This window comes from Chlamydiifrater volucris, assembly GCF_902806995.1.
Classification (GTDB): domain Bacteria; phylum Chlamydiota; class Chlamydiia; order Chlamydiales; family Chlamydiaceae; genus Chlamydiifrater; species Chlamydiifrater volucris.
Genome location: NZ_LR777654.1, coordinates 619,100 through 641,865, shown reverse-complemented (window position 1 = coordinate 641,865; position 22,766 = coordinate 619,100). Strand labels below are relative to the sequence as shown.

The following is a 22,766-nucleotide window of genomic DNA, read 5'->3' as shown; positions in this document are numbered from 1 at the left end:
TCAGAGTATGAACGATCATTGTTTATCAGAGGAGCAACGTTTTCGGGGAACGTCTATTGTTGCAGGAATTTCTGTAGGCAAAGCCAATTTTTTGTCTAAAACAGAGGCATGCATCAGTGAACTTACCTTGCCTCAGGAGGAGGTTGAGCATGAAATCAACAGGTACTACAGGGCATTAAAAAATTCTGGTTCCGACATTGCAGCGTTGAAGGAAAAAAATAAAGGGGAACAGGGGTACTCAGAAGTTTCTGCTATTCTTCAAGCACATTTAGAAATTATCAAAGATCCTTTGATCACTGAGGAAGTCGTTGATACGATACGCAAAGATAGAAAGAATGCCGAATATGTGCTTTCGTCTGTCATAGAGCGCATAGAAGAGAAAATCTCCAATTCCTCCGGAAGCAGTGTGGTTGTAGACAGGCTACAGGACATCCAGGACGTTTCCAATCGCATCATAGGGCATTTGTGCAGCAATCGTAAAGATGATATAGGGGAAGTTGGACAAAATCATATTATTTTTTCTAAAGAATTAATTCCTTCTGATATTGCTGGGGCCAATTCATCATACATTCGGGCTTTTGTGTCTTTGAAGGGGTCTGCAACATCGCACACAGCCATTGTCGCAAGAGCAAAAGGTATTCCCTATGTTGCGGGGATACCCTGGGAAACGATAGAGAAGTACCATGGTTGTATGGTCATAGTTGATGCTGTCAATGGAGAGGTTGTTTTCAATCCTAAAGCATCAACTTTGGAATTTTACTACGAGAAAAAAAGGTTCTGGGAAGAATCTAAGACGGTTGATCATTCTTCATCTAATTTGAAACAATCGCATTTAAAAATTTCTGCTAACATAGAAAGCATCGATGCGTTACGTTCGTTGCAAAATGACTATCCTAATGTAGCAGTAGGTTTGTTTCGTTCCGAATTTCCCATTCTGGAAGACGTAGATAATTTTTGTTTCCATAAACAATTACATGCGTACAAGCTATTAGCTTCCCATAGAGCAGCTTTTCCGTCTGTTTTGCGTTTGTTTGATTTTGGTGGGGATAAGGTTTACGAAGGGTTTTCTGGTTCTGAATCAGAACGATCTTTACGTTGGCTGATTCGCCATCCTGAGGTCTTGGATGTACAACTAAAAGCTGCTTTGTTGGCAACAGCATCAGGGCCTCTCAGAGTGCTGATACCATGGGTTTCGGATGTTAGTGAGTTTAGGTTTATCAGAAACCGAATGCTAGAACTCGTTGAGGGTTGCCAGAAAGAAGACCCTTCTTGTTCTTTTCAAAAGATTTCTTTGGGATGCATGGTGGAGGTGCCTTCTATGGTTTTTCTAATGGAGGAGTTTGCTCGAGAGAGTGATTTTTTTGCTATAGGGACCAACGATTTATCAAGGAATGTTCTGGTCTTAGACAGAGACCAAGAGGGGGACTCCCACTTGGAAGCACCTTTGCACCCTGCTGTGATTCGTATGATTTCTCGAATTGTCAAGGTAGCAAAGAATGCTAATAGAAAAGTGTGCCTTTGTGGGGAAGTTGCTGGTGATCCAAGATTTATTCCTCTTCTAGTAGGATTGGGTGTACAAGAAGTCTCTATTTCGTTGGCTGCCATTGATCAGGTAAGTTCTATAGCTTCAACACTGGATTTAGTTGAATGCCGCAACCTGGCTGCAAGAGCTCTGGAAGCAACATGCATTGAAGAACTTCCTGATTATCTACAAAGACACCAAACCATCAAGTGAAGATGAGACCGAAAGGAGGCCAGTTCACAAGGTTTTATCTGTTCTCAGCAGTAAATGCTTGGATCTTGTTTTCGATTAAAAAGGGAAGGGGGAAGAGCCCAAAGTTTCGTTAGACTCCATCATTACTTCTCTAGCATTTTTATATGCAGCCTTAATGAGGTCTTCTAGGCATTCAGGGTCTTCCGGATCAATACATTCTGGTTTTATGGAAATATCGACAAGATCTCCTTTTCCATTAAGAATAATGGTCACTAATCCGTTGCCCGAAGACCCTTCTATGCGCTGCTCTTGCAAGGAGGCTTCCATTTCTCGAAAGCGTTGTTCCATTAATTTAGCTTCCTTTTTCTTTTTGGCAAAACCACTACCCATAATTATTTTCCTTTTGTGAGGATTCCTGAAAATTCAACAGAAGTGAACTGAAGTATTGTATCAGTGAATGCTGATTCTTCTATAGAAATCAATTTAGAACTTTTAGATTTTGTAGATGCAGGCGTTGTGGAAGATGGTGTGCTGTATGTTTTTGGAGATGATTCGGGGGAAGGGATCAAGTTATTAAAGTCTTGAGCTTGGGGGGAAGAGGATGGTTTTTGGGTTGGAGAATTATCTGTAGGCTGAAGGGAGCGTAGCTCGTTAAACAAGTCTTTCTTTGCCTCTTCTTTGAGGATCGCTGAGCTTTCTGAGGTTGTTTGGAGAGTAGTATTGTTAAGGGGTAGAGACGCCTTTAATGCTCGAACTTCCTTTAAAATTTCCGTTGAGGAAGGTCTATTGATCAAGTAGATAAGTTGAATGAGTGTGGACTCCAAGAAAGTTTTCTCGAAGACGGTTTTGCTAAGGTTAGCAACAGATCTACTTAGGAAATCTGTAATTTCCAAAAGCTTATCTTCAGAAATATTTAATTTTGTTTTTGAGTCAGTAGATGAAAGGGCTGAACAATAAAAGTTAATAAGGCAGTCTAGAAAGTGAGCAATGCTTTTTCCCGATTCAAAAAGTTCATTAGTGATAGAGAAGATACGAGGGTAGTTTTTCTCTAAGATGTTTTGGTGCAAGTCAGATAAAGTATTTGGCAAAGGAATACCTACGGCGTCACAAACGGCTTCTGTAGACAACTCATCAGGGTACATGGATACGACAAAGTCGTACATGGACTCTGCATCTCTTAGGCTGCCTTCGGCTGCTCTAGCTATAGGTAGTAGAGCCTCTTCTGTGGATTTTAGTCCACATTCCTGGGCCATTTTTTGTAATTTTTTTACAATGAGGTTCTCGGGGATTCTTTTAAGAGTGATCCGTTGACAACGACTTAGGACAGTGGTGGGAATTCGATGGGGTTCCGTTGTCGCAAGAAAAAACTTTACGTGGTTAGGGGGTTCTTCCAAAGTTTTGAGTAAAGCATTAAAAGCTTCTTTGGTAAGCATATGAACTTCATCAATAATAAATATTTTGTAAGCAGATTTTGCTGGCGCAAAAATTACTGTCTCGTTGATTTGGCGAATATCCTCAATTCCCCTATGAGAAGCGCCATCAATTTCCAAAACGTCTAAAGAGTTTCCTTGAGAGATTTCTGCACACGAGGGACAGACATTACAGGGTTCTATGTCTGACGAAAGGTTTGAGCAATTTAGTGACTTCGCAAATAACCTAGCTAAAGTGGTTTTTCCTGTCCCTCTTGTGCCACAAAAGACGTAAGCATGGGCCGACCTGTTAAGGCGTAAAGCATTTTGTAGAACGGTGACAGCCGAGGGCTGCCCTATAATGTCACAAAACTTTTTAGGGCGATATTTTCTTGCAGAAACTATATAGGATTTAGAGGGCGTCATGACTCAATTTTATAAGACGTATTAAAATGTTTTAATTTAACCGCTTGTAGATCTCTTGGAGGAGCTCCCCAAGAACTCCTTAAAACTTTATACCTCGCATTAGGTATAAAGAGGTAGTTTTTTTACTCCATTTGTCGGAAGCTAGGAAAAATTGATAAAATAATGGGCGATAGCATATCCTCTCTCACTCGTTGGCTAACTAGAAAGATGTTATGGGCGATTATGTAGACCTGAGGCGGCGGTCCTGTTCGAGTTGTAAGTTTTCTGGGGTCAAGAGGAAGCTGACCCATTTTTGCATGAAAGGGTTAGCTATTGGGTTGATAGGGAGTTCTCTGTTCCTGTTTTCGTGGTTGAAGGTCTTTTACCTCCCATCATATTCTTTAGGAGATGTGGCTCATGAGGCTATAATTTCTCCCGTGGATCTGGAGATCTCTTTAGATATTAGGACGGTCTTTGGGGATGAGTTACCAGATTCCTTCGGGAAAGCATATAGCCTGGCTTTTAAGGATTGCTCTGGAGAAGGTGGGAGTGGTTCAGGAAAGTTGGAGGAAGATGTACACAGAAAATTAACTGCATCGCCATCCCTTCCCCGAGAAGAAGCCGAAGCTGTATTGAAGTCTGCTAGAGATTTTCTCCGTTCGGTCTGTTTTGTAGATCTGTCCACGCATTGGTGCTTAGAGGAGCTTAGACCTTCTTCCATTCAGGGCTTATCGCGGCTTATTCTTCCTGTAAAGATGTCCGTAGATTCAGAAATCTTTGTTTCGGAGTGTTTAGGAAAGATTCGGCGTCACCTCGAGGAGAAAGGCTTTCCAGAGTTGGCTATTCAGTCTGCACTTTCTAGGTTAGGACATAGTCAATTAGATGTTGTTTTGGATAAAGAGACGTCGGTCTTTTTTAGGAACGAACTGTCTACGGCGAAACGAGTAGCAAAGGTTCCTAAAGGGTCTGTGTTGGTTGCTAAGTACCAAAGGATAGGTCCTAAAGAGTTGAAAAAAATTCGTTTCTTAAGAAGTAGTTTGGACAGGACCTCTACGATTCTTACTCAGAGAAGGATAATAGAGAGTTTTCTTTTTAGTTTAATAGTTATTTTTATTGGCTTTTTGCTTCTTCGGTTTTTAAAAACTGAATTATTCGTATCTACGGACAAATTTATTCTTTACGCACTAATTATTAGCTTTTCTTTATTTGTTACTAAATTGGTAGAAATCTTTTTTGCTTCAGGGGTGTTACACCTCAGTGAGTGGGCTTCGTATCCTCTTCTAGTGCCCTTCACCAGCATATTGATTGCTCGTTTAGTGGGGGTCCCCGTTGCAGGTATCACAGGGGTGCTCTTAGCTATAATCTATACTTTAGGGTCTGATATTTGGAATAGCAGCACTTTTTTAGGTGTAAATTTGCTGTGTACCCTTTATGCTTCAGTTATTATGGAAAAATCACAGAGATTGTCTGCGATTTTTGGTGTTGGGATTCGGTTGTGGATAGTCTCTGTTAATGTGTTGTCCGCTGTGCGGCTGTTTTTGGGTAATTGGTCGATAGAAGCTTTTTACGTAGATTGTTCTAGCAGCCTTGTTTATTGTTTTGTCACCGTCATAGTTGTTGTAGGTCTCATACCTATTTTAGAGAGTTATTTTGGGGCTTCAAGTAACGATTATTTGCTCGCCTTACTAGATTCTGATTGTCCTCTTTTAAAACGTCTTTTCGAAGAAGCTCCGGGAACCTATCAGCATTCAGTCCTTGTCGGAAGTTTGGCTGAGGCAGCGGCAAACGCTATAGGGGCTGACGGGTTATTTTGTCGCGTCGCTGCGCAGTATCACGACATTGGTAAGTTGATATGTCCTGAGTTTTTCATAGAAAACCGATCGATAGCTAAAGGTGGGGCTTCTTTTTCCAAAGACCCTATCGAGACGGCTCGGCTTATTATATCACATGTTTCAGAAGGTGTGGAATTGGCCAAAAAGGCCGGTTTACCAGAATCTTTTATTCGTGTCATAGAAGAGCATCACGGCACATCCCTCTTACGCTCTGTGTATCACGAATATGTCCAAAGTCATTCCCTTGTGGGAAAGAAAGATGAAGAACTATTCAGGTATCAAGGCAGGAAACCATCGACGAGAGAGTCTACAATTTTAATGATAGTAGATTCTGTTGAAGCGGCCTCACGTTCTTTGGATGAAATTAATGAAGATTCAGTCAATGAATTGATAAAGAAAATTATTGCTCAGAAATTATTTGATGAGCAGTTTTCTTGTTCTCCCATTAATTTGGAGGAGCTTGCGATTATTCACTCTGTTATAGTAAAAATGCTTTGTAGCGCCTTGCATTCTAGAAATAAATATCCAGAAGCTACGATTCTTATTGATGACGAAAAGAATGAAAAGGGGATTATTGTTTAGCATGTTTCTTGATCTTTTCGCGCATTGGCGTTGTTTATGATGACATGCATTATTGGGGCGGGTTCCGGTATAGGGAGGGCGTTGGCTTTGTTTCTTGCGCGCAAGGGGCATTCTTTAATACTCTCCTTTCCTTCAGAAGCGTCTAAAACTCTTTTTTTTGATCATGAGTTTTTCCCAAAGGCAGAATGTTATTGTCATGTGGGGGATTTAACGAAAAAAAATGTTCAAGAAGAGCTATTGAGCATGCTTTCTACAAGGGATATTGATAATTATGTTTTTTGTGCTGGAAAAGGGTTTTATGGTGATGCTTGTGATATAGAACAAGAAAAAGTTTTTTCTATGTTAAATATTAATGTGTTAGCTACAACTCAATTGCTTCTTCGTGTTTTGCAAATTATCAGGGATAGACATTGTAAAGCGACTGTTTTGGTTGTCAGTTCCTCTTCAGGTGAAGTGGTGGCTCCTGGGATGGCTGTGTATGGAGCTTCAAAGGCATACCAGACAGCTTTAGTTCAATCTTTAGATGCGGAATTTAAACAGTATGGAATTAGGGTTTTGGTAGGATGTCCGGGATTAGTAAAGACCCCTTTTGTTTCGAAGGCATGCTGTTCAGAATTCAATAACTGGAGAGAGCCTCATATTTCTGCAGAAAAAGCTGCAAAAATTCTTTGGGTAATGTTGAAGAAAGGAAGAGGGAAATATGTGTTCCCGTTCTTTACCAAGGTAGGAGTGTTTATAGCTCGGTTGTTTCCTTATGCAACGTCTCGTCAAATATATGCAAATATTCGGAGACGATTGCAGAGCTGTCGTGAAAAGGCATGAGCATTTTTCTCCAGGATTGGGGATGTTTTTTTACTGTAATTGCTAACTTTCCTTGGAGTGGATGATGGGGAGGGGGCAATAGGATGGTGTTGTCTAGGTTAAGGTTTAATCTTTGTAAAGCTACCTTTGCTACGACGATAGCATCGAATTTTCCAGATTTCAGCTGATAAAGACGTTCTTCAATATTTCCTCGAATATCTTTGAAAAGGGCATGTGGGTAGATAGCTCGAACGGCTAGCATTCTTCTTTCTGACGAGCATCCTACTGTGCAGTTTTGGGGGATGGTCTTATGCCTGTAAACAAGAACGTCCCTGGGATCTTCTCCTGAAGTGACGGCGACAATGTGAATGTCTGGGGAGGGAGAAAGGGGAAGATCCTTAGCAGAATGGATAGCAATATCGCATGAATCATCCATCAATAGGTCGTCAACTTCTCTTGTAAAAAAATCTTCATATGTAACAGAGCTCAATGGGAGATGCTTGTTCTTGTCTCCATAGGTTGGTGTGGTAATTAATCGATACGTAAGCTTAGGGTACCAAGATTTCAATTTTGCTATAAATCCTACAGCCTGAACTTTAGATAGCGAAGACTGTCGAGCAGCGATGGAGAGAACTTTTTTGCCTATACGGAAGGCATGGAGAGGATCTTTATTCGAGGAGTTCAATAGCATCACGGATTGTTCGTACCCCTATGATTTGTAATTCTTTTTTCAGTTTTTCAGGCAAAGAGGAAAGTTGTCTATGAGGGATAACAATTCGAGAGAACCCCATCAGCAAACATTCTTTTAGTCGTTTTTCTATATGGGCAGCGCTTCGAACTTCTCCATTAAGGCCGAGTTCACCTAGAAATGCCATATTGACAGGAATAATTTTACTTGAAAAGGAAGACAGAATGGCCAGAGCAGCTGCCAGGTCGGCAGCAGGTTCAGTAAGTTTAAGTCCGCCTATTACTGAAATGAAAATATCGGTGTTGTACAAGCGTACGTTGGCTCGTTTTTCTAAGACAGCAAGGAGCAGAGAAAATCTGTTAGAATCAAATCCAGTAGTTTTTCTCATTGGATTAGGATAAGGGCTTTTTGTTGCTAGGGCTTGAATTTCCACAAGAAAAGTGCGAGACCCCTCTATAATAGGCGTAACGGAAGAGCCTGAACAAGAATTATCTCTTTCCTTCAAAAACATTCCGGATGGGTTTATTATCTCTTTGAGGCCGCTGTCAGTCATAGAAAAGATAGCCAATTCATTAGAGGGACCGAACCGATTTTTCACAGAGCGTATCATGCGATATTGCCGATCACTATCTCCCTCAAAATATAGGACAGTATCCATGAGGTGTTCTAGAACTCTGGGACCAGCGATCTCTCCAGATTTTGTGACATGGCCAATAATGAAAGTAGTTAGTTCTTCTCTCTTGGAGAAGTACATTAAGCGAGCGGAGACTTCTCGTACTTGGGCTACAGAGCCTGGAGAAGAAGCTATTTCGGATGAGAATAGTATCTGTATAGAATCTATGACAAGGATGTCAGGAGATAATTCCCGCACTCGTTGCTGAATAGCTTCCAGGTTAGTCTCGCAAAGGAGGAAAATATTAGAGGAAGATACTTCTAACCTTTTTGCTCTTAAGGAAGTTTGAAGGACAGACTCCTCCCCGCAGACATAAAGAATTTTCAAAGATTGATTCGCTAATCGATGAGAGATTTGCAATAAGAGAGTCGATTTTCCTATACCTGGATCTCCGCCTATAAGCGTAAGACTGCCCTTGACAATTCCCTCTCCCATCATCCTATCAAGGCTTTCTATGCCCGTTAAAATTCTTGTGGTGTTGTCATGAACAACAGAGTCGAGGGCAACAGGAGGTATAGAACAACTTTGAGAAACATATGCAGAATTTAATGAGGACGGGGCGACTGTCTTTTCTACGAAGGTGTTCCATTCCTGGCACTGAGGGCATTGCCCACTCCATTTAGCTTCTTCCTCCCCGCAATTTGTGCAATACCACCGAGTTTTAACTTTCATTTTCCAGACACTCCAGAGCATTCTTTGCCGCTTGTTTTTCAGCTTCTTTTTTTGAACTTCCGTATCCTATGCCCATAAGAGTTTCTTGAACGTACACGGCAGCCTCGTACTCAGAAAGCCCGTTTCTAGTTATGGATTGGATTTGGTAAACAGGCAAGGAGGAAAATTGTTTTTGCACAATTTGCTGCAAAGAATTTTTTGGGTTTCCTTTAGCAAGAGTTAGAATTTCGTGCAAAGGTGGCAGTAGAGGGACTGTAATTCTCCTTGCTGGTGATAGCCCACTATCTAAATATATTGCTCCCAGGATAGCTTCAAATAAATTGGCATAGGCAGAAGGCTTTCCTCTTTCTGGGTGTTTTTTTTCTCCTTTACCTATGAGTAGAAAGTCTCCGACTCCCAACATTTCCGTATACCTGTAACAAGATTGTGCATTGACCATCTCGGACCGTATAGTGGATAAGGAGCCCTCGTTCATATTGGGAAGGAGGAGAAAAAGGTGTTCGGTGACAATAAGGTTCAGGATAGAATCTCCAAGGAATTCTAGTCGCTCGTTGTCAGAAATTTCCCCTCGCATCTCATTTTTGTAAGAAGGATGGGTAAAGGCTGTTTTTAGCAGGTCGGGCTGGGTGAAGGAAAAACCCAAGCGTTTTTCTATTTCTTCGAGGTTGAAAGTCATAGCGTTCTCTTCTTTCTGCGTTACTTTCGACTAAAAACGAAGACCATATAGCTTCAAAAACACCCCTCCGGTCACCGGGAGGCTTTTTGGGAAAGTTGTGGTGTTCGATCAAGGGGATAGAGCTCTCCAGAGGATTAAGGGGATTCAGAAATTCTTTTACACCAAAGGCCTTTTAGCAAGGTACAGTTTTGTACATTCTCACGGATCAAAAACTACTTAAGGAAGCGCTTAAAGTAGTTTTTACGAGAAAATTATTTTCATTACGAAGAACAAGGGATAGCCAAAAAAAGATTGTCAAACTTGTAAAATTTCATTGCCAATGTCTTTTTTTTGACCCTTTTCAAAGGCTTCTCGCTGTTTGAAAGTTGCTGAAGACGAACTTTTTATAGTCAATAAAGAGTATAAAGTCTATAAAATTTTCATTCCTTAGAACTTTTCTGGTCGTGGTCTATGCGGATTACCATTCATCTTGAACAAAAAAGGTTTTTTCGTCGGTCTGGGTATATATTATTTGAAGATTTGATCTCTGAAGAAGAGGGGTTGGTTCTACTCAAGGGTATTCGCAAGCATTTGAAAGATAAAAATAATGATCCTCGATTTTCCCAAGACATCTATCGTTTATTGCCAGAGATCGTTGCTTTGTTGCGAAAGAGAAAACTGGGACAGATAGCGGTTGAACTATCAGGGAGATCTTCATTAGCACTTGTTGGAGATTTGTTTGTTGAAAACGCTCAGCAAGGGTCTTTTTATTCCATAAGCAGCGATGAAGGAAGTTCGAATGATGTCTTGAGCCTTAGCGGCAAATTGCAACGAACATTAAAGAGTGACAGCGCAGACTGTTATCTGGTTTTGTATTTGAACTCTTTGGAACACAAGTGTTGCGGAATATATTTTAGTGATTCTTTGCCAGAAAATATGTCTTTCTTGCTCCCCGGAGAAGCAGCCCTTTGTTTAGCTTTTTCGGATCGAGGATCAAATGCTGCTTCACCGTTGTTCAAGTAATCTCTATTGATAGAGTGTTGCTTTCTATTTAAGAATGAGTGTCTTTTAGTTTTTTTCTTACCTATAGATGCCAAGATTTTCCTTGATTAACACTGTTTTTGTCGCTATTTATGGTGTTGCTTCTATTTCGTTTTGGGAACGATTGTTTATGCTGCCCCCCGATATTGCTGATATTTTGAAATCTCTTAGCCCCTCAACACAAAAGAATATACTTAGTTGGTTGGACGGAGATTTTCCTCAGGAGATTAAAGACCAGATTTTAGATTCGTTAAGGACGAATCCTCGAGCTCTGGAAGATTCCTTCGGAAAACAGTTGGTTTTTGGTACTGGGGGGCTTCGAAGTATAGTTGGTGTAGGTTCCAACAGAATGAACCTCTTTAATGTTCGGAAGGCTACCCAAGGACTATGCAATTATTTAACTAAGAGAAAACGTAGTGAGCATCCTTTAGTTATTATTGGTTTTGACAGTCGTAACAATTCGAAAGAATTTGCAGAGGAGGTTGCTAAGGTATTACTAGCCAACGAAATAAAGGTAGCTCTTTTCAAGAACCCTCGTCCAGTTGCGTTAATTTCTTTTGGTGTTCGAGTCAAAAGTTGCGCAGCTGGTGTTATGATCACGGCTTCTCATAATCCGCCACAGTACAACGGGTACAAGGTTTACATGCATACAGGAGGACAAGTTGTTGCTCCGGCGGATGCAGAAATTATGGAGGAAGTAAATCAATTAACAGGGAATGGCGATATCGTGATTGCTTCGCTTACTCGTGAAGAATTATACGAGAGAGTGGAGTTGATTGATGTGGAATTTGATGGAGCTTATTTAGAAGCTGTTCGTTCTTTACAGTTACACCCAAAAGATAATTTTTCTTCGGGCCATATCTTACGTATCGTTTATTCCAATTTGCATGGATCAGGTTTCCCCATTGTGCCGAAGATTCTTTCTGATTGGGGTTTTTCTTGTGCTTTAGTAGAAAAGCAAAAAATATTAGACGGAAATTTCCCCACTGTAACTTCTCCTAACCCGGAAGAAATTTCAGCATTATCTATGGGGCTAAAACAAATGCAAGAAGAGTCTGCGGATTTGTTTTTTGCTACTGACCCTGATGCAGATCGTTTGGGGGTGGCTTGTATGTGGAATAGTGAACCGTTCATTTTCAATGGAAATGCTATAGCATGTTTATTGGCTGAGCATATTTTGAAAGGTCAATCTCAGCCATTAAATTCATCTTACAAAATTGTTAAGAGCTTAGTAACAACAGAAATGCTTGCAGAAATAGCAAAGAATTATGGTGTAGATATTGTTAATGTCCGCACAGGCTTTAAATATATCGGAGAGAAGATAGAAGAGTGGTCGTTAGGCCCGGAAAGCTACTTATTTGGAGCGGAGGAATCATATGGTTATCTTTATGGTAGCCATGTGCGGGATAAAGACGCCCCGGTTGCTAGTGCTACTTTTTCTGAGCTAGCTTTACAGGAAAAACTTCGTGATAGAACTCCTGTTGAGTTCCTTTTGTCTCTTTACGAAAAGTACGGTTATTTTCTCAATAGGACAATATCTGTAGATTTTTCCTACAGTCAGGGTCAGAAAAGGATGCAAGAAGTGTTAAGTTCTCTACGTGCTCAAGGAGCGTCTCGGGGCTCTTTGGGAGGAAAAACTATTAGCAATTTCGAGGATTACTTGCAAAGGGAAGGTAAAAATGTTCTCTCTGGAGGGGAGTATCCTTTGCAGATAGGTAAGGCGGATATCCTGCGTTATCAATTCTTGGATGGCTCTTGGTTAGTTATTAGACCTTCTGGGACTGAGCCGAAGATGAAGGTATATTTTGAAGTAGTTGTTCGCTATTCAAATAAAACATCTTTGGTAAACGAGATTTTGTCTAGAAAGCTAGCTGCAGAAAGAGAATTGAATACTTTTATTGACGCAGTCAAAGAGGAATTAGATTTCTTTTAGTCCCTCCCATGATAATTATTTTTATTCCTTGGAAATGTTTCTGTTTTGGCCCTAGACGGATATGCGTGCGGGTTGTATAGTAACTTTCCTGAGTTTTTCAGCCAGTAAAGAAGCTTTTGGTCACGCTATGATCGTTAGGTCCTCAGGGGATGGTACTTGGTCCAGTCTAGGAAGGGCATTGCGATTGGTTTTGGATTTTCGAACGGAATCTATCAGGTATTCTTAAAAGAGATTTTCGTCACGGGTGTGCCTGAGCTTCTGTAGAAGATTTTAGATAATTAATATTGAGAAGAGTTATGGAATTGATGAAGTTTCGGTTGCCAGAGTTGCCTTATGAATATGAAGATTTAGAACCAGTTATTAGTGCTGAGATTATGCAGCTGCACCATCTCAAACATCATCAAGGATACGTTAACAACCTAAATGATGCCTTGAAGAAGATGGACATTTCCTTTAGCAGTCAAGAAGTCACCTCGTTAATTTCTTTAGCTCCTGCGTTGCGGTTTAATGGGGGTGGGCACATCAATCATTCACTTTTCTGGGAGATGTTATCTCCGGAGAAAGCTAATGGGGGTGTTCCTCCACAGAAGGCATTGTTAAGAGCTCTTGAGGCGCGATGGGGAAATTTTGATAATTTTCTGAAGAGTTTCATAGAGTTTGCGGCTCCTATCCAAGGGTCCGGGTGGGCATGGCTGGCTCTCTGTCCGAAAACAAAAAATTTGACTTTACAACAAACAGCCAACCAAGATCCTCTAGAAGGAACGACGGGATTAGTCCCTCTTTTAGGGGTTGATGTTTGGGAGCACGCCTACTATTTGCAATACAAAAATGTACGTATGGATTATTTGAAAGCCATTACTAAGGTGTTTAACTGGAAGTATGTGGAGTCTAGGTATATTAATTTTTTAGATCAATCAAATTAAGAATTATTAATTTAATTGATTAAGTGTTAAAAATAACTTAAAATGGTTTCTTAATTATTTTTTAATTTGGGTGTCTCGTGCGCTTATTTTCTTCTGATAAACCAAAAATAAAAGTGCAGAAAACAAAAGCAGATGGTTTTAGTGGGTGGTTAAAGTGCACCCATTGTCATGAGATGATTCATGCTAATGAACTTGGACAAAACTACAACTGTTGTCCTAAGTGCTCTTACCATTACCGTGTGTCAGCTTTAGAAAGGGTAAAACTACTTGCTGACAGTGGGACTTGGCACCCCTTATACTCCGATCTCAGATCTTTAGATCCACTCAATTTTTCTGATACGGAGACTTACCAAAATCGACTGAGTAAGGCTAGAAAGGATAATGAAGAAAGTGAAGGGATTCTTACAGGACTATGTAAGATAGCTGGTTTTCCCGTGGCTTTAGGAGTTATGGACTTCAACTTTATGGCTGGCTCCATGGGAGCAGTAGTTGGAGAGAAGCTAACTAGGTTGATAGAAGAAGCTATAAGGGAAAATTTGCCTGTAATCATTGTAAGCGCTTCTGGTGGAGCAAGGATGCAAGAATCAGTTTTTTCTTTGATGCAGATGGCAAAGACTTCTGCTGCTTTGGCGAAGCTTCACGAAGCAGGCTTGTTGTTTATATCTGTTTTAACTAACCCTACTTCTGGAGGGGTGACGGCTTCTTTTGCCTCCTTAGGTGACATTATTATAGCAGAGCCTAAGGCGCTGATTTGTTTCGCTGGTCCCAGAGTGGTGTCCCAGGTGATAGGTGAAGATTTGCCTGAAGGGGCCCAGCGTTCAGAATTTTTATTAGAACATGGGATGATTGATAAGATTGTCGAAAGAAGAGAAATGAAGGCATGCTTACAAGGATTCTTAGATTATTTCTCTAGTGCGGAGTATGTTGGTGGTAGGGCCAACAAAAAGAGCGATCTTTCTGAAAAAATTAAAGAGTTTTTTTTATTGACAGATGAAAAAGAATAAACAATCATGGTCGCTTTTCTGCGGGGTGTCTTATGATAAAAGTTCTTTGTGAGAGTGTTGGGGAGAAGGAAGTGGCTTTGCCGGAGTACGCTTCTTCTGGAGCTTCAGGAGTAGATTTCAGGGCGGCTATTTTTAGTCCTATGGAACTGCTTCCAGGAAAGCGGTTGTTGGTGCCGACAGGTCTTCGGTTTGAGTTGCCTCCTGGGGTTGAACTGCAAATACGTCCCAGGAGTGGTTTAGCTCTAAAGCACGGCATAACGGTGCTAAATTCTCCGGGGACTATAGACTCTGACTATCGAGGGGAGGTTCAGATTCTTCTCATTAACTTGGGTGAGGAAAAATTTGTTATAGAGCCTGAAATGCGTATCGCTCAAGGGGTTTTTGTAGTTATTAGCCGAGCTGAGCTCTGCAAAGCTGAAGGAGCTTTGCAGGCTACCGAAAGAAGTGATGGGGGGTTCGGACATACTGGAGTTGATTAAGCGGTATGACTGGCTGTGTTTTAGAGGAGGAGGTTGGGTTCTCTCTTGAGTCGTTCCTCTCGCCTCGGTTGGTGATGTTCTCGGACAGGATGTCTAGAGATGAGGTTCTTCGGGACCTTACTCTGCTCGCGGAAAGCGCGGGTCTTTTGAAGGATAGAGACGCCTTCTTTCAAACCATTGTGGACAGGGAAGGCATTATGTCTACGGGCATCGGGATGGGTGTCGCCATTCCTCACGGTAAAACCTCCGATTGTTCGGGATTTTTTGTTGCTGTTGCGATTCATTCTCAAGGGGTATTCTGGGATGCAATTGATGGTGCTCCAGTGCGGTTCGTGTTCCTTGTTGGAGCTCCAGAAAATGCGCAGCAGAAGCTGTACCTCAAGTTGTTGTCGGGGCTTACGCTTACTCTTAAGGATGATTGGAGAAGGCAGCAATTGCTACAGGTTGGAACGGCTGAGGAAATTATAAAATTAGTTAGTGGAGTTTGAGTGACGCCATGGATTTGAGTGTTTCAGAAATAGCGGATCTTTTAGATGTTTCAGAGCAAACGGTACATGGTTGGGTCAGGGAAGGTAAAATTCCGGGTTATAATATTAATGATGAATGTCGGTTTGGCCGCGAAGAATTAGAGAATTGGCTTCTTTATAACGGAGATATAGTCGAAGAAGCTCTTGAGAATCAGTCTTCTAAAGAGGGGTTGATGAGAGATCTTTCTCTAAGATACTCTTTGTACAAGGCTATCCATAAAGGGGGAGTTCTCAGTGCTGTTGCCGCCGATAGTAAGGAAGATGTCCTCCGACAGGTATCTGGCAAGGTAGCTCAAATGTTTTCTTTTGATGGGCAGGTGCTTTTCGAGCTTCTTTGTCAAAGAGAGGATATGATGTCTACTGGGATAGGTCAGGGTATAGCTATCCCTCATACTAGGGAGTTTCAAATAAGCCCTTACTATGATGTTGTTGTAGCTGTTTTTCTTGGAAAGCCTATTGATTACAGTGCACTGGATAACAAGCCTGTCGACGTTTTATTTTTCTTGTTTGCGGGAAGTGACAAGACTCATCTCAATCTTATTAATAAAATTGTACATTTAGGAATGGATCTAAAGGCCAGGGAGTTTCTTAAATCTCTTCCTGGCAAGGAGCAGCTGCTTTCCTTTATCAAAACCTGGGAGTTTAATACTCGTTAGTGCTTTGCATAATTCAAGAAAAGAGTATCAATCCGAGTTGTCTAAAAAAACATTTTGTTGTTATGGTGGTTTCATAGGCTGACCCAGGAGAATTTTGCAGCATGAGTCCTAAGAGTATTTCGCATTTCGCGGTTTTGTCCATTTTGCTAACCTTTTCTCACAGTATTGGTTCTGCCGCGGTCTCTTCGAATAATATTGCCTCGGTAGCAGAGAGTTCCGTAGGTAGAAAGAGTAGGAAATCATCAGCGAAAAGCGATGACTTGTGGAAAAGTCAGAGTTTCTTGGGCAAGAAAGTTACTTCGAAAAATGTCAAACCAGAAAAGCCGTTCAAAGGGTCTTCTTGTAGAGACACTAGACGTAAGGCCACTACTTGCGTTGAGCGTGGGGAGGATTCCTCAGTAAAGGTGTTGAACGGAGTGGAAATAGAGTCGTCCCCCGCGGAAACTCAAGGGGGTGGGGATGTCTCTGATGTTAAAGAGCGGTCCTCGCAAGCGGCTTCTGTTTCATCCTCTGGTTCTTGTGCGGCGGATGCGCAAGTGGGTAAGAAGGCTAAGAAAGAGGGTGGAGAATCCTTAAAGTTAACTAATCCATTTAAGGTTGTGAACAAAGCTTTGAACGAGGACCAAGCTCGTAGAGTCAGAGATAAGAAAGAAATGAATTCCCAGCCCAGAAAATCTTTGATTCATGGAGGGAATCGGTCTCAAAGGGTAGACCAACCTTGTATTTGTTCTGAGGACAAAGAGTACTCCAAAAAAGAGGTGGAGGAAATGATAGAGTCTTTGGCTCGAGCAAAGAGAGTGAGTAAAAGGAAGTCTGCCCGCGAAGCAGCTTTAACTAAAGCAGAGCAGTCTAGGGTGCCTAGAAATCATTCTGTTACTTCTTCCTTACGATTTGATAAGGAAAGAGCTGCTGCAATTAAGAAAAATAGAGATGAGAAAAGAAAATCTCAGCAAAGTAAAGTGAAGGAGGAAGCTCCAAGAAGAGTTTCTCGCACAGAGGTTCGTATTCCATTGGATAGAGGAAACAGTTCTTCAGACCAGGACAATAGCATGAGGACGAATTTGAGTCCCTACGAGGCGGTGCGTTTTCGCTGTGATCAAGCAGAGTGGCCTTGTTCTTCCTGTGTGACTAAACGAAGAGCGCACAGAGGAATTTCTGTTTGTACAATGGTCATGACTGTGCTAGCTATGATTATTTCTGGGATTATCATAGTTAATGCTTCGGATTCAAATTCAACAGAGAACAACACCCCAGGAACGGGTGGCGGAGCAGGGGTCCCTGGGGTCCCTGGCGCTGCGGCTGCTGCGAATCCAGTACCTGCTTTTAATTTTTAAGTTATGAGAATTGAAAGTCGCTCGCGTTCTGTATAAACGCGGGTGACTTTTGTATTCTCGCGATTCCTTGCTTCATCCGATAGAATTTCGTCGCTTCTTCTGTGCTGTTGTCTGCACCTTTTTTGGAGTCAGCGTTGGGAAGTTTGTGGCATCGAATGTTCCTAGAAATTCTTGAGCTGCCATATCTTCTGATTCCCGATTGAGGACTATATCTCTCATTTGCCCCCAGAGTTGACATTTTTTTTGGGCTAAATTTTTTTTCTCGTTTGTAGAGATGACTTTTTCTAATTCCACAATTTGTCTTTTTAGTAGTTCTATTTCCTCCTGGTACAGCTGTGTTTCTGTCGGAATTACATTCATTTGGATTCGCCTTCGCTCCAGGATATCCATCTGCTTGTTAGTTAGTTCTTGTAAATTTGCATTGCTATTATCAATGCAAAGTTTTGTGTATTGAATGAGATCTTCTTGGATTTCATTAGATAGGATAACTCCCGAAGATTGATTTTTTAAAGGCAATCCCAGCGAGAGCATAACACCAAAAGTGATTAAAATAGTTGCGATGGAAAAGGTAAGCAAAAACCAATGGCTGCAAAGTATGGAAAGAACCAAAGAGACCGTAGACAGACTTGCTACTAGCAGAGATAATAAAAACGAGTATGTAATTTTTTTTGATAAAGCTTCTTGATCTAAGCTCCACTGAGTTAAAATATTAGAGGTTTTGTAGGGGATGGAGAAAGATGTAGAAAAATTAGTTTTTGTTGTATTGAAAGAAGCTATTGAAGAAGTTTCTTCATTTTGGAGATTGATAGGAGAAATCTCCTCTTTCCCAGAGGTCATAGGAAGCTGAGGTACCTTATCAACGATATTGGTTAGAAGGGATAAGGAGACCTTTTGCTTGGCAGCGATTAGATGATTTTGGTTTTGAATATTTTCTAGATGTTCTGAGACTTGCCTATCAGGCATCAGAGCAATACTTTGGAGGAGGTGAAAGAGCTTTCTGTGTTTATTAACCTCCTTTTTAACAAGATTGGATTCTTCTTTAACTTGTTTTAAGCTGGTAAGTGAGTGTTTATCAGCATTTAGCAAAATCTGCAATCCGGGGGAAATGCTAGTCTCCTTAGTAATGGTTCTCAAGGTAGTGTCCATGCTTTGGGGGAGCTGCCAGATCATTTTTAACATTGAAGTTATTGTGGCCACCAGGATCGCAGATAAAATCATAACACTAGCACTTAAAAGAGCAAACATGAGTGAAGGGATGGTCAGAGCTATGATGGTATTGCATATACCTAACACCGTAACGCCGACCTGAGCTATTAGAGCTATCCTAAAAGAAATTTCTTGATTGCTGGCATAAAAGTCAGACTTATTTTTTATGAGCAACACTGACTGATGAATATCTTCCGAGGGCTCCAACTGTATTGTGTTGCACAAATAAGAATCTTCAGGGATTGTGTTGCAGTGCTGAATTATGGGCATAATTATTGATTTGCAAATTAATCTGCGGTGGAAATATTATGATCTTTTAATTTTTTTTCATATTTTAAAAATCTTTGTTTTCTTTTTTATGCCAAAAACAGTTGTCGTCGCCATGTCTGGTGGCGTTGATTCTTCTGTAACTGCCTATCTGCTCAAGACCCGCACTTCGTACCGAGTCGTTGGTTTATTTATGAAGAACTGGGACGAAGAAAACTCCGAGGAGGGATGTAATGCTGCCAATGACTACCGGGACGTCGCAGACGTATGTGACGCGCTAAACATACCTCACTATACAGTTTCATTCTCAAGGGAGTACAAGGATAGAGTTTTCTCGCAATTTCTGGAAGGTTATTCTAGGGGAATTACTCCAAATCCTGATGTTCTTTGCAATAGGGAGATCAAGTTTGATTTGTTGCTAAAGAAAGCCATGGGTTTATCGGCAGACTTTTTGGCTACAGGTCATTATTGTCAGCTAGTAAGAAGAGAGGGGAAAGTCCTGCTTGCCCGGGGAAAAGATAGGAGAAAAGATCAAAGTTATTTTTTATCAGGGACCCCAGAAGCAGCTTTGCACAAAGTTCTGTTTCCAATAGGGGCTATGGAAAAGTCCGAAGTTCGAGAAATTGCAGAGCGAGCGGGGTTGCCTACGGCTTCCAAAAAGGACAGTACAGGGATATGTTTTATTGGTAAGAGGGATTTTCGATCTTTTCTGGGTGGGTATATCCAAGATAAGCCTGGCGAGATTGTAGACATTGATTCTGGAAAGGTACTAGGTGTTCACAGAGGATTGCATTATTATACCTTTGGTCAACGGAGAGGCATAGATATTGGAGGAAGAGAAAGCCCCCTATATGTTGCTGGAAAAGATGTGGAAAAAAATATTCTTTACGTGACAGAAGGCGAGGATAGTCCGTTTCTATATCGAAAAGAACTTACAGCTAAAAATCCTAATTGGTTTCTTCTTCCTAATAGCAATCATTTTGTTTGCACTGCCAAAATTCGCTATCGTAGTGAGGATGAAAAATGTGAAGTACATTTAGAAAATGGAGGTTTACGGGTCATCTTCGATAAACCCGTAAAGGCTGTAACCCCTGGGCAAACGATCGCCATGTATGAAGGGGATATTTGCCTAGGGGGAGCTACCATAGACGTCGCTATGATCCCACCGGGGATTCTATAGTTTCAGAACTCCCTGTTGCTTGGCCTGTTTTTTCGGGTTCTTTTTCAAAAATCACCTTATCTTCAGCGAGCTTCGCTTGTAAAGTCCTAGACTCTTTTCGGCTGGGCTCTTTCATGAAGATGTCAGCTAATGGATCTCCCAAGTATTGTTCAACAACTCTACGCAAGGGTCTAGCGCCCATTTCTGGACAATGTCCTTTATTCACTAAAAAGGAAATAACGTCTTCAGGAATGTTTAAGGCTAACTGATACTTTTTGAGTCGAGAATCTAGCTTATCGATCTCTAAATGGATAATTTTAGATATAGCATCATGTTCAAGAGGTTTAAAGATGACACTAGCATCCAATCTGTTAACAAACTCTGGTTTCAAGTGTTTCTTTACAGCGTTTTCAATTTTTTCCTGCATGACCTTGTAGTCTAAAGGAGACTTGAAACCAAAACCGATCTCACCATTTTTCTTAATCAAGTCTGCCCCAAGGTTGGAGGTCATGATGATGATAGCATTACGAAAATCAACTTGTCCTCTGAACGAGTCTGTTAAACGCCCATGTTCTAAGATCTGAAGCATCAAATCCATGATATCCGGATGGGCCTTCTCTATTTCGTCAAAAAGTACCACGCAATAGGGTCTTTGACGAACTTTCTCTGTAAGGTTGCCTCCTTCCTCATGTCCGACATATCCTGGAGGTGATCCCATCATTTTGGTGGAAGCAAATTTTTCCATGTACTCAGACATATCGACATGGATAAGAGCTTCTTCATCACCAAACATTTCCATAGCGATTTGTTTAGCCAATAGTGTCTTGCCAACTCCTGTAGGTCCAAGGAATAGGAACGACCCTGTGGGTCTATCAGGATCTTTGATTCCTGTTCTACCTCTACGAATAGCTCGACAAACACTTTCTACAGCTTGATCTTGACCAATGACTTTGCTCTTAAGGATTTCTTCCATTTTTAAGAGTTTTTCACTCTCGGCTTCGGTGAGGCGGGAAACAGGAATCCCCGTTTGTAGAGCCACAACTTGAGCCACAGCTTCTTCATCAACAGGGAACTGATGTTCTTCTTTATGATTTTCCCACTCAGACTTCATATTTTGAAGTTTTTCACGAAGCTTTTTTTCTTCATCACGAAGTCCAGCAGCTTTCTCGTATTCCTGGGTGCTAATAGCCTGCTCCTTAGCTTGCTTGGTCTTCTCTATTTCGGATTCTAATTTCATCAATTCTGTAGGCTGATCCATGGTGGCCATACGGACGCGGGCTCCAGCTTCATCTAGCAAATCAATAGCTTTATCTGGAAGAAAGCGTCCATGAATGTACTGATCAGATAGAGCCGCTGCTGCATTCAATGCTTCTTCTGTGATGAAAACGTTGTGATGATCTTCGTATTTTTTCTTCAATCCACGCAAAATGTCGACAGTCTCTGAAACACTGGGTGGATTGACTAAGATTTTTTGGAAACGACGTTCCAAGGCAGCGTCTTTCTCGATATGCTTACGGTATTCATCAATAGTAGTAGCTCCAATACATTGTATTTCACCTCGAGCCAAAGCTGGTTTTAAGATATTAGAGGCGTCTATAGCACCTTCAGCAGCGCCAGCACCCACGATAGTGTGTAGCTCATCTATGAACAAGAGAATATTGCCATGTTTTCTGACTTCGTCCATAACAGCTTTAATACGTTCTTCAAACTGACCACGGTACTTAGTTCCAGCAATCATAAGTGCCAGATCAAGCGTAATTAAACGCTTTTTTCTGATAGTGTCAGGGACTTCGTTGCGGACTATTTTTTGAGCTAATCCTTCAACAATAGCAGTTTTCCCCACCCCAGCTTCTCCAATAAGGACAGGATTGTTTTTTCGTCTTCGGCAAAGGATTAAGATAAGACGATCTACTTCGGAGGAGCGTCCAATGACGGGATCCAATTTGGCATCTTTATACATCTCTGTAAGATCGTAGCCATAGGCCTTGAGTGCAGACAGCTTGTCTGCTTTTTCCATACTGATCGTTGATCCTATAGAGGATTTAGGGGAGGAACTTCGCCCTTGAGAAGACGACGGAGGAAGTTGTAAATTGAAGGTTTCTAACTCTTTTAGAATCTCTTTACGGATTTCTCTAGGGTCAATGTGTAAGCTTTCTAAAACTTGGAGAGCCACGCCATCTGTTTGATTCAAAATGCCTAGGAGAAGGTGCTCAGTGCCTACGTAATTGTGTTCTAGAACAGCAGCTTCTTCATTGGCAGACTCGAAAGATTTTTTTACTCTCCCCGTGAGAGCAGGGTCACCGTATACCTGTATCTCTGGGCCATAGCCAATTAATTTTTCAACTTCTTGTCGAGCCGATTCAAAGTCTAGGCCCATGTTGCGTAAGACGTTTACAGCAACCCCTTGACCCAGTTTCAGGAGGCCAAGAAGGATGTGTTCAGTGCCAAGGTAATTGTGATTTAGCCTTTGGGCTTCTTTTTTTGCTAGTTTGATAACTTGCTTTGCTCTATTCGTGAACTTCTCAAACATAATAACCTAAACCTAGGATCCAATTTCAACAAGCATATACGATATTCATCATAATGATGCAACCATACTTTTAAAACAAACAATTTGAAAAACAATTATAATAATTATTGTTATTTTGTTTATTGTTTTGTGTTTTTATTCAACAGTTGATAAATTGTTTTTGTTTTTATTCAAAGTTTTTTCTTAAAAAATATTTCTTTAGGAATTCTCTTTGAGAAAGGCTTCTAGGGATGTTTTTAACCAAGTTTTACATAATGACGGGGATGTGGTTATATA

20 protein-coding genes are annotated in these 22,766 nt (G+C 41.1%); 13 read left to right on the top strand and 7 right to left on the bottom strand.

Annotated features, from left to right (window positions below; all coding sequences use genetic code 11):
• Nucleotides 1-7 precede the first annotated feature (7 nt).
• Complete coding sequence (gene ptsP / locus KJA62_RS02800; protein ID WP_213318508.1) at nt 8-1,735, top strand: phosphoenolpyruvate--protein phosphotransferase; 1,728 nt, start codon at nt 8-10, stop codon at nt 1,733-1,735.
• Between the two features lie 75 nt (nt 1,736-1,810).
• Here ptsP and KJA62_RS02795 read toward each other — a convergent pair whose 3' ends face one another.
• Nucleotides 1,811-2,104: a YbaB/EbfC family nucleoid-associated protein gene (locus KJA62_RS02795; RefSeq protein ID WP_213318507.1), complete on the bottom strand. Its 294-nt coding sequence runs from the start codon at nt 2,102-2,104 to the stop codon at nt 1,811-1,813.
• Nucleotides 2,105-2,106: 2 nt separating this feature from the next.
• Nucleotides 2,107-3,549: a DNA polymerase III subunit gamma/tau gene (gene dnaX, locus KJA62_RS02790; RefSeq protein ID WP_213318506.1), complete on the bottom strand. Its 1,443-nt coding sequence runs from the start codon at nt 3,547-3,549 to the stop codon at nt 2,107-2,109.
• Between the two features lie 212 nt (nt 3,550-3,761).
• Here dnaX and KJA62_RS02785 point away from each other — a divergent pair, with 212 nt between their 5' ends.
• Together KJA62_RS02785 and KJA62_RS02780 are read left to right on the top strand one after the other, a co-directional pair.
• The gene (locus KJA62_RS02785) at nt 3,762-5,942 is read left to right on the top strand and encodes an HDIG domain-containing metalloprotein (RefSeq protein ID WP_213318505.1); all 2,181 of its coding nucleotides are present in this window, start codon (nt 3,762-3,764) and stop codon (nt 5,940-5,942) included.
• A 36-nt stretch (nt 5,943-5,978) separates the two neighbouring features.
• Nucleotides 5,979-6,764, top strand: coding sequence for an SDR family NAD(P)-dependent oxidoreductase (locus KJA62_RS02780; protein WP_213318504.1), 786 nt, complete (start codon nt 5,979-5,981; stop codon nt 6,762-6,764).
• Here KJA62_RS02780 and KJA62_RS02775 read toward each other — a convergent pair.
• From KJA62_RS02775 to rnc, 3 genes are read right to left on the bottom strand one after another with little or no spacing between them, the layout of a single operon-like run.
• Nucleotides 6,676-7,434 (bottom strand): hydroxymethylbilane synthase, encoded by a 759-nt coding sequence (locus KJA62_RS02775; RefSeq protein WP_246481910.1) that lies wholly within the window; start codon nt 7,432-7,434, stop codon nt 6,676-6,678. The two genes, KJA62_RS02780 and KJA62_RS02775, sit on opposite strands and share 89 nt — an antisense overlap.
• Complete coding sequence (radA, locus tag KJA62_RS02770) at nt 7,412-8,776, bottom strand: DNA repair protein RadA (RefSeq protein WP_213318502.1); 1,365 nt, start codon at nt 8,774-8,776, stop codon at nt 7,412-7,414. The genes KJA62_RS02775 and radA overlap by 23 nt, the downstream gene beginning before the upstream one ends.
• Nucleotides 8,766-9,452 (bottom strand): ribonuclease III, encoded by a 687-nt coding sequence (gene rnc, locus KJA62_RS02765; RefSeq protein ID WP_213318501.1) that lies wholly within the window; start codon nt 9,450-9,452, stop codon nt 8,766-8,768. The genes radA and rnc overlap by 11 nt, the downstream gene beginning before the upstream one ends.
• 450 nt (nt 9,453-9,902) lie before the next feature.
• Here rnc and KJA62_RS02760 point away from each other — a divergent pair, with 450 nt between their 5' ends.
• The 9 genes from KJA62_RS02760 to KJA62_RS02720 all read left to right on the top strand — a co-directional run bounded on the left by KJA62_RS02760 (nt 9,903) and on the right by KJA62_RS02720 (nt 17,328).
• A complete protein-coding gene (locus KJA62_RS02760) occupies nt 9,903-10,454 on the top strand; it encodes a DUF5070 domain-containing protein (RefSeq protein WP_213318500.1) in 552 nt (183 codons plus the stop codon).
• A 67-nt stretch (nt 10,455-10,521) separates the two neighbouring features.
• A complete protein-coding gene (locus tag KJA62_RS02755; RefSeq protein WP_246481887.1) occupies nt 10,522-12,405 on the top strand; it encodes a phospho-sugar mutase in 1,884 nt (627 codons plus the stop codon).
• A 61-nt stretch (nt 12,406-12,466) separates the two neighbouring features.
• Nucleotides 12,467-12,631, top strand: coding sequence for a hypothetical protein (locus KJA62_RS02750; RefSeq protein ID WP_213318499.1), 165 nt, complete (start codon nt 12,467-12,469; stop codon nt 12,629-12,631).
• A 70-nt stretch (nt 12,632-12,701) separates the two neighbouring features.
• Nucleotides 12,702-13,328, top strand: a complete 627-nt coding sequence (locus KJA62_RS02745; protein ID WP_246481886.1) for a superoxide dismutase — start codon at nt 12,702-12,704, stop codon at nt 13,326-13,328.
• A gap of 77 nt (nt 13,329-13,405) precedes the next feature.
• Nucleotides 13,406-14,332, top strand: coding sequence for an acetyl-CoA carboxylase, carboxyltransferase subunit beta (accD, locus tag KJA62_RS02740; RefSeq protein WP_213318497.1), 927 nt, complete (start codon nt 13,406-13,408; stop codon nt 14,330-14,332).
• 35 nt (nt 14,333-14,367) lie between these two features.
• Nucleotides 14,368-14,811, top strand: coding sequence for a dUTP diphosphatase (gene dut, locus KJA62_RS02735; RefSeq protein WP_425513836.1), 444 nt, complete (start codon nt 14,368-14,370; stop codon nt 14,809-14,811).
• A gap of 5 nt (nt 14,812-14,816) precedes the next feature.
• On the top strand, nt 14,817-15,299 hold the full coding sequence (locus tag KJA62_RS02730; protein ID WP_213318495.1) for a PTS sugar transporter subunit IIA: 483 nt from the start codon (nt 14,817-14,819) through the stop codon (nt 15,297-15,299).
• A gap of 8 nt (nt 15,300-15,307) precedes the next feature.
• On the top strand, nt 15,308-15,994 hold the full coding sequence (locus tag KJA62_RS02725) for a PTS sugar transporter subunit IIA (protein ID WP_213318494.1): 687 nt from the start codon (nt 15,308-15,310) through the stop codon (nt 15,992-15,994).
• Between the two features lie 101 nt (nt 15,995-16,095).
• A complete protein-coding gene (locus tag KJA62_RS02720; protein WP_213318493.1) occupies nt 16,096-17,328 on the top strand; it encodes a hypothetical protein in 1,233 nt (410 codons plus the stop codon).
• Nucleotides 17,329-17,400: 72 nt separating this feature from the next.
• Here the strand turns inward: KJA62_RS02720 and KJA62_RS02715 are convergent, their stop codons facing one another.
• Nucleotides 17,401-18,804 (bottom strand): hypothetical protein, encoded by a 1,404-nt coding sequence (locus tag KJA62_RS02715; protein ID WP_213318492.1) that lies wholly within the window; start codon nt 18,802-18,804, stop codon nt 17,401-17,403.
• An 88-nt stretch (nt 18,805-18,892) separates the two neighbouring features.
• Here KJA62_RS02715 and mnmA point away from each other — a divergent pair, with 88 nt between their 5' ends.
• Complete coding sequence (gene mnmA, locus KJA62_RS02710; protein WP_213318491.1) at nt 18,893-19,981, top strand: tRNA 2-thiouridine(34) synthase MnmA; 1,089 nt, start codon at nt 18,893-18,895, stop codon at nt 19,979-19,981.
• Here mnmA and KJA62_RS02705 read toward each other — a convergent pair.
• The gene (locus KJA62_RS02705; protein ID WP_213318490.1) at nt 19,956-22,490 is read right to left on the bottom strand and encodes an ATP-dependent Clp protease ATP-binding subunit; all 2,535 of its coding nucleotides are present in this window, start codon (nt 22,488-22,490) and stop codon (nt 19,956-19,958) included. The two genes, mnmA and KJA62_RS02705, sit on opposite strands and share 26 nt — an antisense overlap.
• Nucleotides 22,491-22,766: the final 276 nt, after the last annotated feature.

Bases quoted from the DNA above. Each gene is read 5' to 3' on its own strand.
- ptsP (WP_213318508.1), top strand. From the start codon at position 8: ATGAACGATCATTGTTTATCAGAGGAGCAACGTTTTCGGGGAACGTCT.
- KJA62_RS02795 (WP_213318507.1), bottom strand. From the start codon at position 2,104: ATGGGTAGTGGTTTTGCCAAAAAGAAAAAGGAAGCTAAATTAATGGAA.
- dnaX (WP_213318506.1), bottom strand. From the start codon at position 3,549: ATGACGCCCTCTAAATCCTATATAGTTTCTGCAAGAAAATATCGCCCT.
- KJA62_RS02785 (WP_213318505.1), top strand. From the start codon at position 3,762: ATGGGCGATTATGTAGACCTGAGGCGGCGGTCCTGTTCGAGTTGTAAG.
- KJA62_RS02780 (WP_213318504.1), top strand. From the start codon at position 5,979: ATGATGACATGCATTATTGGGGCGGGTTCCGGTATAGGGAGGGCGTTG.
- KJA62_RS02775 (WP_246481910.1), bottom strand. From the start codon at position 7,434: ATGCTATTGAACTCCTCGAATAAAGATCCTCTCCATGCCTTCCGTATA.
- radA (WP_213318502.1), bottom strand. From the start codon at position 8,776: ATGAAAGTTAAAACTCGGTGGTATTGCACAAATTGCGGGGAGGAAGAA.
- rnc (WP_213318501.1), bottom strand. From the start codon at position 9,452: ATGACTTTCAACCTCGAAGAAATAGAAAAACGCTTGGGTTTTTCCTTC.
- KJA62_RS02760 (WP_213318500.1), top strand. From the start codon at position 9,903: ATGCGGATTACCATTCATCTTGAACAAAAAAGGTTTTTTCGTCGGTCT.
- KJA62_RS02755 (WP_246481887.1), top strand. From the start codon at position 10,522: ATGCCAAGATTTTCCTTGATTAACACTGTTTTTGTCGCTATTTATGGT.
- KJA62_RS02750 (WP_213318499.1), top strand. From the start codon at position 12,467: ATGCGTGCGGGTTGTATAGTAACTTTCCTGAGTTTTTCAGCCAGTAAA.
- KJA62_RS02745 (WP_246481886.1), top strand. From the start codon at position 12,702: ATGGAATTGATGAAGTTTCGGTTGCCAGAGTTGCCTTATGAATATGAA.
- KJA62_RS02730 (WP_213318495.1), top strand. From the start codon at position 14,817: ATGACTGGCTGTGTTTTAGAGGAGGAGGTTGGGTTCTCTCTTGAGTCG.
- KJA62_RS02725 (WP_213318494.1), top strand. From the start codon at position 15,308: ATGGATTTGAGTGTTTCAGAAATAGCGGATCTTTTAGATGTTTCAGAG.
- KJA62_RS02720 (WP_213318493.1), top strand. From the start codon at position 16,096: ATGAGTCCTAAGAGTATTTCGCATTTCGCGGTTTTGTCCATTTTGCTA.
- KJA62_RS02715 (WP_213318492.1), bottom strand. From the start codon at position 18,804: ATGCCCATAATTCAGCACTGCAACACAATCCCTGAAGATTCTTATTTG.
- mnmA (WP_213318491.1), top strand. From the start codon at position 18,893: ATGCCAAAAACAGTTGTCGTCGCCATGTCTGGTGGCGTTGATTCTTCT.
- KJA62_RS02705 (WP_213318490.1), bottom strand. From the start codon at position 22,490: ATGTTTGAGAAGTTCACGAATAGAGCAAAGCAAGTTATCAAACTAGCA.